Source organism: Streptomyces asoensis, assembly GCF_013085465.1.
In the GTDB taxonomy this organism is placed as follows: domain Bacteria; phylum Actinomycetota; class Actinomycetes; order Streptomycetales; family Streptomycetaceae; genus Streptomyces; species Streptomyces cacaoi_A.
On record NZ_CP049838.1, the window covers coordinates 7,148,360 to 7,159,812 of the forward strand.

Genomic DNA, 11,453 nt, shown 5'->3' on the forward strand with positions numbered 1-11,453 from the left:
TTCAGATCTGTGGTTCCCGTGCGAATCCCCCGTGCGGGGGAACGAAGGCAGGGCCGATCGGTCACTCGCACGCTAGGCAGCCAGGAGGGGAAGGCCGGACAGCACACGGCCCCGGGTCGCCGTTTCTCACTCGAACGGTCGACACCGGGGCCGGTGTTGATCAGCTGATCAGGCTGACGATCACAGCTTCGTCCACGCCTCCGTCAGCGTCGCGCGCAGGATCTGCTCGATCTCGTCGAAGGTCTCCTGGTTGGAGATCAGCGGCGGGGCGAGCTGGACGACCGGGTCGCCGCGGTCGTCGGCACGGCAGTACAGGCCGTTGTCGTACAGCGCCTTGGAGAGGAAGCCGTACAGGACGCGCTCGGTCTCCTCGTCGTTGAAGGACTCCTTGGTGTGCTTGTCCTTCACGAGCTCGATGCCGTAGAAGAAGCCGTTGCCGCGGACGTCGCCGACGATCGGCAGGTCGTGCAGCTTCTCCAGGGTCGAGCGGAAGGCGCCCTCGTTGTCGAGGACGTGCTGGTTGAGGCCCTCGCGCTCGAACAGGTCGAGGTTGGCGAGGCCGACCGCCGCGGAGACCGGGTGACCGCCGAAGGTGTAGCCGTGCAGGAAGGTGTTGTCGCCCTTGTAGAACGGCTCGGCCAGCTTGTCGCTGATGATGCAGGCGCCGATCGGGGAGTAGCCCGAGGTCATGCCCTTGGCGCAGGTGATCATGTCCGGGACGTAGTCGAACTTGTCGCAGGCGAACATCGTGCCGAGGCGGCCGAAGGCGCAGATGACCTCGTCCGAGACCAGCAGGACGTCGTACTGGTCGCAGATCTCGCGCACGCGCTGGAAGTAGCCGGGCGGCGGCGGGAAGCAGCCGCCGGCGTTCTGCACCGGCTCCAGGAAGACCGCGGCGACCGTGTCCGGGCCCTCGAAGAGGATCTGCTGCTCGATCTGGTCGGCGGCCCAGCGGCCGAAGGCCTCGGGGTCGTCGCCGAACAGCGGGGCGCGGTAGATGTTGGTGTTCGGGACCTTGTGCGCGCCCGGGACGAGCGGCTCGAAGGGGGCCTTCAGGGCCGGCAGGCCGGTGATGGACAGGGCGCCCTGCGGGGTGCCGTGGTAGGCGACCGCGCGGGAGATGACCTTGTACTTGGTCGGCTTGCCGGTGAGCTTGAAGTACTGCTTGGCGAGCTTCCAGGCCGTCTCGACGGCCTCGCCGCCGCCGGTGGTGAAGAAGACCTTGTTCAGGTCGCCGGGGGCGTGGTCCGCGAGGCGCTCGGCGAGCTCCACGGCCTTCGGGTGGGCGTAGGACCACACCGGGAAGAACGCCAGCTCCTGCGCCTGCTTGAACGCCGCCTCGGCGAGCTCCACGCGGCCGTGGCCGGCCTGGACCACGAACAGGCCCGCGAGACCGTCGAGGTAGCGCTTGCCCTTGTCGTCGTAGATGTAGGTGCCCTCGCCCCGGACGATGGTCGGGACGGGGGAGTTCTCGTACGAGGACATGCGGGTGAAGTGCATCCACAGGTGGTCGTACGCGGTGCGGCTGAGGTCCTTGGTGCTCACGGTTATCGGGTCCTCACGATTATCGGGTTCCCCACATGTAGGTCTGCTTCTTCAGCTTCAGGTAGACGAAGCTCTCGGTCGAGCGCACGCCCGGCAGGGCACGGATGCGTTTGTTGATGACGTCCAGCAGGTGGTCGTCGTCCTCGCAGACGATCTCGGCGAGGATGTCGTACGAGCCCGCGGTCATCACCACGTACTCGACTTCCGCCATGTCCGTCAGCGCTTCCGCTATGGACTCGACATCGCCCTCGACGTTGATCCCGACCATCGCCTGTCGGCGGAAGCCCACGGTCAGCGGGTCCGTGACGGCGACGATCTGCATCACGCCCTGGTCGAGCAGCTTCTGGACGCGCTGGCGCACGGCCGCCTCGGAGAGGCCGACGGCCTTGCCGATCGCGGCGTACGGCCGACGGCCGTCCTCCTGGAGCTGCTGGATGATGGCGAGGCTGACGGCATCCAGGTGAGGGGTGCTGCCGTTCCTGGACTCGCGGGAGTCCCTGTGCTCTGCGCTTCGACTGGCCACGGGCTCACTGTGCACGACGTCTCGACAGTTCCGCAAGGCCGGGGCGATGAAATTCGTTGTTTACGTAAGGGAGATCTGCGGATTCCGCAGCCTCGACGGGATCAGGGGTGTTGAAAACGTCGGGGCAAGGATTAGTGTGGGTGTCTCAGTCAATGGACACCGAACCTGGAGGGCCGGCAGTGAGCACCGAGCTGGGACGGCTGCGCAAGCTACGCAACTACATCGCCGGCGAGTTCCGGGACGCCGCCGACGGACGGACCACCGAAGTGGTCAACCCCGCGACGGGCGAGGCCTACGCGACCGCGCCGCTGTCCGGCCCCGCGGACGTCGACGCCGCGATGGCGGCCGCCGCCGAGGCGTTCCCGGGCTGGCGCGACACGACGCCCGCCGAGCGCCAGAAGGCCCTGCTGAAGATCGCGGACGCGTTCGAGGAGCGGGCCGAGGAGCTCATCGCGGCCGAGGTGGAGAACACGGGCAAGCCGATCGGGCTGACCCGCTCCGAGGAGATCCCTCCCATGGTCGACCAGATCCGCTTCTTCGCGGGCGCGGCCCGGATGCTGGAGGGGCGCAGCGCCGGCGAGTACATGGACGGGATGACCTCGATCATCCGCCGTGAGCCGGTCGGCGTCTGCGCGCAGGTCGCGCCGTGGAACTACCCGATGATGATGGCCGTGTGGAAGTTCGCCCCGGCGATCGCGGCCGGCAACACGGTGGTGCTCAAGCCGTCCGACACCACGCCGGCCTCCACCGTCCTGATCGCCGAGATCATCGGTTCGATCCTGCCCAAGGGCGTCTTCAACGTCGTCACCGGCGACCGTGACACCGGCCGGCTGATGGTCGAGCACCCGACCCCGGCGATGGCCTCCATCACCGGTTCGGTGCGCGCGGGCATGTCGGTCGCCGAGTCGGCGTCGAAGGACCTCAAGCGCGTCCACCTGGAGCTGGGCGGCAAGGCGCCGGTCGTGGTCTTCGAGGACACCGACATCGCCAAGGCCGTCGAGGACATCTCCGTGGCGGGCTTCTTCAACGCCGGCCAGGACTGTACGGCGGCCACCCGCGTCCTCGTCCAGGAGGGCATCCACGACGAGTTCGTGGCGGCGCTCGCGAAGGCCGCGGCGGAGACCAAGACCGGCCAGCCGGACGACGAGGACGTGCTCTTCGGCCCGCTGAACAACCCCAACCAGCTCCAGCAGGTCACCGGCTTCATCGAGCGGCTGCCCGCCCACGCCAAGGTCGAGGCGGGCGGACAGCGGGTCGGTGACAAGGGCTACTTCTACGCCGCGACCGTCGTCTCCGGGCTGAAGCAGGACGACGAGATCATCCAGAACGAGGTCTTCGGGCCGGTCATCACCGTCCAGTCCTTCACGGACGAGGAGCAGGCGGTCGAGTGGGCCAACGGCGTCGAGTACGCCCTCGCCTCCTCGGTGTGGACCAAGGACCACGGCCGCGCGATGCGGATGTCCAAGAAGCTCGACTTCGGCTGCGTGTGGATCAACACCCACATTCCGCTGGTCGCCGAGATGCCCCACGGCGGGTTCAAGAAGTCCGGCTACGGCAAGGACCTGTCGGGCTACGGCTTCGACGACTACACGCGCATCAAGCACGTCATGACGTCCCTCGACGCGTAGCGCTCCGCTGGGTTGGGCGATCTGTGCGGGTCCGGGGCCGGTTCGCTGTGCCGGTGCCGGTGCCGGTGTCGGTGTCGGTGCCGGTGCCGGTTGCCGGGTGCGGGTTCGCTGTGGCTGGTCGCGCAGTTCCCCGCGCCCCTTGGGGAGTTGGGCTGGTCGTGTGGTTTCCCGCGCCGCCCCTTGGGGGGTTGGGGTGGGCGCGCAGTTCCCCGCGCCCCTTGGGGGGTTGGGCTGGTCGTGTGGTTTCCTGCGCCGCTCCTTGGGGAGTTCGGCCCTCGGTTCTTGGACCGGGGGCCGTTCCGTTCGCCGCTCGCCGGACCGGTGGTCGACAAGGTGTCGGTTCGCGCGTGGTGTGTTCGACGCTGCGTCGATTGTCCGGGGGGCGTCCCCACGGCATGCTGACGGCGTGCTCCAGACTCCCTCGCTCTCCCGCGCCGTGTCCCGCCGTTCCCTGCTGCGCGCGCTCGGGGGCACCGCCGCTCTCGGCGGGCTCGCCGGCTGCGGGGTGCCCGCCGCGTATGTGCGGCCCGGTGACCGCGCCGGGGCCGACCTCTCCGCCGACGACAAGCGGCTGACCTGGTCGAACTGGCCGCTCTACATCGACACGGACGACGACGACCCCGACCGGCGGCCCACGCTCGACGCCTTCCGCAAGAGCACGGGCATCTCCGTCGACTACGTCGAGGAGATCAACGACAACGACGAGTTCTTCGGCAAGATCAGCCCCGCGCTGATGAACCATCAGCAGACCGGCCGCGACCTGATCGTCATCAGCGACTGGATGTGCGCCCGGTTCGTACGGCTCGGCTGGGTGCAGGAGATGGACCGGGCCGCGCAGCCCCACGTCACCGAGAACCTCGACCCGCTGCTGCGTTCACCCGCCTTCGACCCCGGACGCGCGTGCACCGTGCCGTGGCAGTCCGGCATCACCGGCATCGCCTACAACCGGCGGAAACTGGGCCGGGAGATACGCAGCGTCTCGGAGCTGTGGGCCGACGACCTCAAGGGGCGGGTGACGCTGCTGTCCGGCCTGGACGAGGCGTTCGCGCTGCTGATGCAGGGCAACGGTGTGGACGTCACGAAGTGGACGGCCGACGACTTCCACCAGGTCTGCGACGAGGTGGAGAAGCAGGTCGACCGCGGCCAGATACGCCGTTTCACCGGCAACGACTACACCAAGGACCTGGTCAGCGGCGATGTCCTGGCCTGTCAGGCGTACTCGGGCGATGTCATCCAGCTCCAGGCCGACAACCCCGACATCCGCTTCGTCGTGCCCGAGGAGGGCGCCGAGCTGTGGGCGGAGTCCCTGATGATTCCCAACCTCGCCCGGCACAAGGCGAACGCCGAGAAGCTGATCGACCACTACTACCGGCCCGAGGTCGCCGCCGAGCTCGCGGCCTGGGTGAACTACGTCTGCCCGGTCCCCGCCGCACAGGCGGTCCTCGCCGACTCCGACGACGAGGAGACGGCGGCCCTCGCGGAGAACCCGCTGATCTTCCCGGACGCCGAAATGCGGAAACACCTCGCGATCGCGCGCGACATCACCTCCACGGAGCGACTGGAGTTCGCCAGGCGGTGGAACGCGATCGCGGGGCTCTGACGGGGGCCGCTCCGGGTCGTGACGAGGCGGGGCGGGGTGTGTCAGCTACGGACGAGGAGACCCGTGAGCAGTGTGTGCAACGTCTGGTGCAGGGCGTCCGGGAAGTTCGAGTCCATGAACGCGAAGCGCGGGTCGGCGTCATAGACGGCGCGCACCGCGGGCGCGGGGTGTGTGTGGGTCCACAGGCCGCAGATCAAGACGATGATCAGGTTGGCGCCCTGTTCGGAACGCGGTCGGTCGAGCTCGGGAAAGAGACTCCGCAGCAGCTCGGCCAGTCCGAGCAGGCTGTCGCGGGCGCCTTCCTTGTATCGGGTCGCGACCTCGATGGAGATGTTGTGCTCCAGTACGCCGGCCTGCGCGCTGAGCAGTTCGCACAGCATCGGCCGGGCAGCGAAGGACGTGGCCAGCCCGGATGCCACGGCTTCGGTCCTGACGTCCAGAGGGTCGCGCGCGTCCACCAGTGAGCGAAGTTGTTCGCCCGCTTCTGTCAGGAAGTCACGGGCGCTCTGGTCGAGCAGGTCGAGCAGCACGGCCTCACGCGTCTCGAAGTAGCGCAGCACGTTGGACTTGGCGAGCCCGACACGGCGGCTCAGCTCATTGAGGCTCAGTGCGGAGACCGGCATCTCGGCGAGCATCGCCGCGGCTGTCCGCAGGATGGTCTGCCGTCGCGCCAGGCGCTGTTCCTCACTCCTCGCCCGCTGGAACGTGGTCATGCCCGGAGTCTACAGACTGGCAGTCTCTTGATTAGAGACCGCCGTCCTCTTGTGTTCAGACCGTCGGTCTCTTATGTTTGTGGCAATGCGAAGCCCACCCGGCCGGCGGCCCGCACGGCGGGCCTGCCACGAACAAGGGAACTCTCATGCCGAACAAGGCGAACAAGGTTGCGCTGGTCACAGGCGCCTCCTCCGGGATCGGTGAGTCCACCGCACTCCGGTTACTGAAGGCGGGATTCATCGTCTACGGCGCCGCGCGGCGCGTCGACCGCATGGGCGCGCTCGCCGCCGCGGGCGTACGCACACTGCCCCTGGACGTCACCGACGGCATGTCGGCGAAGTCCGCGATCGACAGGATCATCGAGGACGAGGGGCGTATCGACGTCCTGGTCAACAACGCCGGATACGGCTCCTACGGAGCTCTGGAGGACGTACCCCTGGACGAGGCCCGGGCCCAGATCGACGTCAACCTCTTCGGCCTGGCCCACCTCACCCAGCTCGTACTGCCCCACATGCGTGCCCAGCGCAGCGGCACGATCGTCAACATCAGCTCCATGGGCGGGCGCTTCGCCACCCCGATGGGTGTCTGGTACCACGCAAGCAAGTTCGCCGTGGAAGGGCTCAGCGACGCACTCCGGCTCGAACTGAAGCGGTTCGGCGTCGACGTCGTCCTCATCGAGCCCGGCTCGATCCACACCGAGTGGGGCGCCATCGCGGCCGACAAGCTGCGCGCCGTCTCCGGCCACGGCCCCTACGCCGAGCAGGCCGAGGCCATGGCCAAATCCCTGGAGAGCAGCTCCAGGGAGGGGGCTCGGATGACCTCTCCCCCTTCCGTGATCGCGGACGCGGTGGCCAAGGCCGCCACGGCCCGCCGCCCGCGCATCCGCTACCGCGTCGGCTTCGGCGCCGGCCCGCTGATTCTGCTCAGCCGGCTCCTGCCCGCCCGCGCCTTCGACGCACTCATCAAGCGCGGCTCCGGGGTACCGGCCTGACCCTCGGCTCCATCAACAGAAGGAAAGGCCCTCTGGTGTCCAGTCCCGCCGAGCCCCGCCCTCGAGCCCTGTTCGTCCTGTCCTCCGCCCGGACTCTGCCGCTGAGCAGACCGGCCGGCCACCCGGGGATCCCCACCGGCTTCTTCCTGGTCGAACTCGCCGCGGTCATGGCCGCGTTCGAGTACGACTACGACTTCATACTCGCCACTCCCGACGGCAACCCGCCCCAGCTCGACATCAACGGACTCGCCCTCAACTTCCACGCCGCAGGCAACCTGGGCAGCGCCACCGCCCGCACCACCATCCAGAGCGCGGCAAAGCACTCCAGCCCCCAGACGATGCGCGCCAAGAACCCCGCCCTGCTGGAACGCCGTAACGCCGAACTGGCCCTTGCGCGACGGCACCTCGGACGCATCCCGGTCTCCCAGCCCCTGCCCAGAACCGACCGTGAGGCCGCCTCCATCAGGGACGACGTCGTCGCGAGCTTCGAATCCCTGCCACAGCACCACTATCACTCGATCGCCGACCTGATCCGCCGGCACCGCGACCCGGGCGACGACTTCTCCCTCGACGGCCTCGCGTTCGTCCACATGCCCGGCGGACACGCGCCCATGGTCGACTTCCACGACAACCCGTGGATGGGCGAGCTGCTGCACACCCTCCGGGAGAGTGCCGTGCCCATCTCCCTCATCTGCCACGCGCCCGTCGCGTTGACCTCCGCCCGCTACCGCGTCGATGACGAAGGCACCGTCACCACCGATGAGCAGCACCGGTTCAAAGGCGCACGCGTCACCACCGTCCCCCGCCACGGCGAGCGCATGATGCTGGAAATGCAGTACCCCAAGGTGCCCGGCGAAGCCACCCGCCTGCCCTACTACGTCGACGTCGCCCTGGACGCGGCCGGGTACGACGTCGGTCTCACCCTGAACCCCGCCGCCGCCAAAGTCGTCTGGGACGACGAGCACACTCTGCTGACCGGCAACGGCCCCCAGTCCGTCGACGCCCAGACGGAACACCTCGTCCGGATCACACGGCGCACCCGCACACCATGACCCCGCCGGGCCGGCCGGACGCAGTCCGGCGCGTGGAAGACCCGTGCTGACCTTGGTGTCCGGTGCCCAAGCGTGACTTTGCCAGTTCTTTACAACCCGTTGCCCGGCTGTCTCGTCTCTTCGCTCGATCCGTCAACGGACCGATGAAAGAGAGCGATTCATGCGACTCATGCCGCGAACGGGCCTCGCCGCCCTGGTAGTTGCGGGCACCGCCCTGTTGGTGGGCGCGGCGCCCGCGCTGGCCGACGGCGGGACGCCGACGCCCGTCCCCTCCACCGCGGACCGGACCGCGTCCCCCACCGAGGCCGGCAGCGACGCGACCCCGGTCCCGGCACCGACCGAGGCCGGTACCGCTCCGTCCGCCGTTCCGAGCCAGGTCAGCGTCGTGCCGCGGGGTGGGGCCGACACCGGGGTCGGCGAGCCCTCCGAGGGGCATGGCGGGCTGATCGGCGGCAGCGCGGCCGCGGTGTTCGCGGCGGCCGGCACGGGCTTCTACGTCGTACGGCGCCGGAGGGCGACCGGCGCATGAGCCCGCTCTCCAGGCGCGCCCTGATCCTCTCGGCCCTGGCGGCGCCGCTGGTCGCGGGCTGTGCCGGCGACCCGGCCGACCCGGCTGCCCCGGGCGCCGCCGCACGTACGCCGGGCACCTCCTCGGCCCCCTCCGTCCGGGTGGCGCATCCCCTCGCGCGCTCGGTGCCGGTCGGGCTGCGGATTCCGGCCATCGGGGTCGACACCCCGGTCATGCGGCTGGGGCTGGCCGCCGACGGCAGCGTGCGGGTGCCTCCCGTCGAGGAGCACGACCGGGCGGGATGGTACGAGAACTCGCCGACACCGGGACAGACCGGACCGTCGGTGATCCTCGCCCATGTCACGGTCGGCACGTACGGGGACGGCGTCTTCCGGCACCTCGACCGGCTGCGCCGGGGCGACCGGATCGGGGCGCGTCTGGAGAACGGCACGACGGCCGAGTTCGCCGTCACCGAGGTGACGACCGTCGACAAGGCGGAGTTCCCGACCGAGGAGGTCTACGGGAACGTGGACCGCCCCGAACTGCGTCTCATCACGTGCGGCGGCCCGCGTACCGGCGACGGATACCGCGACAACGTGATCGTCTTCGCCGCCCTGACTCCCGCGGGAGAACGTTGAAACGGCCTGCTCGGTCCCGTGAGAGGGCGGCGTCCGCGTTGTTCGCCGCCCTCTACCCGCGCCTCGCCGGCTGGTGCCGCCGTCTCGTCGACGACGACGAGACGGCGCACGAGATCGCCTCGGAGGCGTTCACCCGGCTCTGGGCCCGCTGGACGGCCGTGGCGGAGCCCCAGGGCTTTCTCTTCGTCACCGCCGCCAACCTGGTCCGCGACCACTGGCGCAAGCTCGAACGCGAGCGCCGGGCCCTGCGCCGGGCCACCGTCGAGGCCGCCGTCGCCCCGCCCGCCGAGCAGGCCGACCCCTCGGTGCGGCTGCTCGTGCAGTCCCTGCCCGACCGGCTGCGCGTCCCGATCCTGCTGCACTACTACGCTGACATGCCGATCCGGGAGGTGGCCGTGCTGACCGGGCGCAAGGAAGGAACCGTCAAGGCCGACCTGCACGCGGCCCGCGAACTGCTCCGCGCCCACCTGAGGAGAAGCCTTGATCACACCCGCTGACGACTTCGACGACGGCCCGGACCTCGACCCCGACGACCCCCTCACCGTCATCCTGGGGCCCGTCCCGGGCCACCTCGGCCCACCGCCCGGACGCTACGAGGAGATCCGCCGCGGCGCGATCCGCCGCCGGCTGCTGCGTACCGCGGCCGGGGTCGGCGCGACCTGCGGGATCGCCGCGCTCGCCGTCCTGCTGCCGCTGCACCTGACGGCGTCCGACGCACCCGCGCGCCCGGCGGTCCCGCTCGCCCCGCCGCCGGTGAGCGGCCCGTCGACCGTGCCCCCGCCGTCGACCTCGCCCGTACCGGCCACCGAGCTCCCTACCGAGGGGGCCGCGACCCCGGCCCCGGATCCACGGACGCCGACTGCCCGCGCCGCCACCGCTGTCCCGACCATCGGCCGCGACGACCGTAACGAGTCGCCGGAACCGACCACGGCGAGCGAACCGAGCAGGTCCTCGGTGGAGCAGTCCACCCCGTCCGTCGCGCCGTCGGCGTCGAGTGCGGGCCGTTGAGATCGCCATACGCACCGCAGCCCTCGACGTGCGGTTGCCCTTGATCCGGTGATTGCTCCGTCAGACGATCCAGGGCGAGGATCGCGCTTTTTACGCCCGGTTCCGCCGTTTGGTCTCTACTTGCGCGGGTAATGATGCGCCGTGGCGCACGGTGCAGGTATCGCGACACAGGGTCGGCAGGGCGGAGGGGGAGGGTGACTTCTGTGCGGACGCGGGCGGTTTTCCGTTGGCTGGGCGCGAACGCCGAGGCGCTCATCGCACTCGTCATGGCGGTGATCGTCGGTATTCTGGGGATTACCGGTTCCGTCTCGGCTGCCGTGGTCAACAGCGCGATCCTGGCAACTCTCGCCGCTCTGGCACTTTCGGTATTGCGCAACAGGTGGGACTTCGGCGCAGAGCCCGATGCCCGCGCAAGATTACGTTCGGCCCAGCAGTCGTTGGACGAACTGCCGCGACACATCGGGCGGCTCAGCCAGATCGACGAGATGGTCACGGACTTCAGGGCGACCCTGGACGAGGAGTCCGCCATCAGAATCCTCCGGGGGAATGAGATCACGCAGTCTCTGACGGAGGCGCGGGTCGACGCCAGGGAATGGATATTCCGCGGCGGTACCGCGACGTTCGTCAGGGCCGTGGTGCTCCCGGAGTGCATCCAGCGGGCTCGGCGGGCTCGTCGTTCCCTGAACGTCCGCCTGGAAATTCTCGATCCGCGCAGCCTGACGCTCTGCGACCGCTACGCGAACTTCTTTCGCCACGGCATGTCGGATCCCAACGAGGACGAGCAGACATGGACCGGCGAAGGGACTCAGTTGGAGCTGTACGCGACGATTTTCTCGGCTTGTTGGTGGAAACAGAACTACCCACCGCTCAGGATCGAGGTTGCCCTTTCGTCGACCGTGACCCTTTTCCGCTGGGACATGACGCAGAATTGTCTGTTCATAACGGAGCGCGGGCCCCGGTTCCCCGCGATGATGATCAGAGAAGGGCGCTTCTATTACGACTATTGGCGCAATGAGCTGGATGAACACTTCGATCAGTCGCACAAGGTCCCTCTGGGGGACGCGCCAAGGTTGAGCGAGGACCCCACGCCGGCCGAGACGCGAGAGCTCTTTACCAGGCTGGATTTGGATCTCCCCGATCACGTCACCGACGACGATGTCAAACTCATCATCAGGCAAGCGATCAATGCCCAGAATCCATATGCGTGAACGTGAAGTCGTTAAAGCCCTGAGTGACGGCTGTGTCC

12 protein-coding genes are annotated in these 11,453 nt (G+C 68.9%); 9 read left to right on the top strand and 3 right to left on the bottom strand.

What is annotated here, in order from left to right; all coding sequences use genetic code 11:
• Positions 1-180: 180 nt before the first annotated feature.
• Entirely contained in the window at positions 181-1,545 is a 1,365-nt protein-coding gene (locus G9272_RS32285) for an aspartate aminotransferase family protein (RefSeq protein WP_171399772.1), read from the bottom strand.
• Positions 1,546-1,564: 19 nt separating this feature from the next.
• On the bottom strand, positions 1,565-2,083 hold the full coding sequence (locus G9272_RS32290; RefSeq protein WP_171399773.1) for an Lrp/AsnC family transcriptional regulator: 519 nt from the start codon (positions 2,081-2,083) through the stop codon (positions 1,565-1,567).
• Positions 2,084-2,247: 164 nt separating this feature from the next.
• On the opposite strand from G9272_RS32290, the gene G9272_RS32295 reads away from it, so the two are divergent.
• Entirely contained in the window at positions 2,248-3,696 is a 1,449-nt protein-coding gene (locus tag G9272_RS32295; RefSeq protein ID WP_171399774.1) for a gamma-aminobutyraldehyde dehydrogenase, read from the top strand.
• A 406-nt stretch (positions 3,697-4,102) separates the two neighbouring features.
• Positions 4,103-5,296 (top strand): ABC transporter substrate-binding protein, encoded by a 1,194-nt coding sequence (locus G9272_RS32300; protein ID WP_171399775.1) that lies wholly within the window; start codon positions 4,103-4,105, stop codon positions 5,294-5,296.
• 41 nt (positions 5,297-5,337) lie between these two features.
• Here the strand turns inward: G9272_RS32300 and G9272_RS32305 are convergent, their stop codons facing one another.
• Positions 5,338-6,009 carry a TetR/AcrR family transcriptional regulator gene (locus G9272_RS32305; RefSeq protein ID WP_171399776.1) on the bottom strand — a complete coding sequence of 224 codons (672 nt, stop codon included), beginning with the start codon at positions 6,007-6,009 and terminating at the stop codon, positions 5,338-5,340.
• Positions 6,010-6,155: 146 nt separating this feature from the next.
• Between G9272_RS32305 and G9272_RS32310 the strand changes: the two genes are divergently transcribed.
• From G9272_RS32310 to G9272_RS32340, 7 genes are all read left to right on the top strand, one after another.
• Positions 6,156-7,001, top strand: a complete 846-nt coding sequence (locus G9272_RS32310) for an oxidoreductase (protein WP_171399777.1) — start codon at positions 6,156-6,158, stop codon at positions 6,999-7,001.
• A gap of 35 nt (positions 7,002-7,036) precedes the next feature.
• Complete coding sequence (locus G9272_RS32315) at positions 7,037-8,053, top strand: hypothetical protein (RefSeq protein WP_171399778.1); 1,017 nt, start codon at positions 7,037-7,039, stop codon at positions 8,051-8,053.
• Between the two features lie 169 nt (positions 8,054-8,222).
• Positions 8,223-8,582, top strand: coding sequence for a Tat pathway signal sequence domain protein (locus tag G9272_RS32320; protein ID WP_171402261.1), 360 nt, complete (start codon positions 8,223-8,225; stop codon positions 8,580-8,582).
• Positions 8,579-9,199, top strand: a complete 621-nt coding sequence (locus G9272_RS32325; protein WP_171399779.1) for a class F sortase — start codon at positions 8,579-8,581, stop codon at positions 9,197-9,199. Before G9272_RS32320 ends, G9272_RS32325 begins: the two co-directional genes overlap by 4 nt.
• On the top strand, positions 9,196-9,696 hold the full coding sequence (locus G9272_RS32330) for an RNA polymerase sigma factor (protein WP_171399780.1): 501 nt from the start codon (positions 9,196-9,198) through the stop codon (positions 9,694-9,696). Before G9272_RS32325 ends, G9272_RS32330 begins: the two co-directional genes overlap by 4 nt.
• Entirely contained in the window at positions 9,680-10,207 is a 528-nt protein-coding gene (locus G9272_RS32335; RefSeq protein ID WP_253268001.1) for a hypothetical protein, read from the top strand. The genes G9272_RS32330 and G9272_RS32335 overlap by 17 nt, the downstream gene beginning before the upstream one ends.
• A 194-nt stretch (positions 10,208-10,401) precedes the next feature.
• Positions 10,402-11,415: a hypothetical protein gene (locus G9272_RS32340; protein ID WP_171399781.1), complete on the top strand. Its 1,014-nt coding sequence runs from the start codon at positions 10,402-10,404 to the stop codon at positions 11,413-11,415.
• The last annotated feature ends 38 nt before the right edge of the window (positions 11,416-11,453 follow it).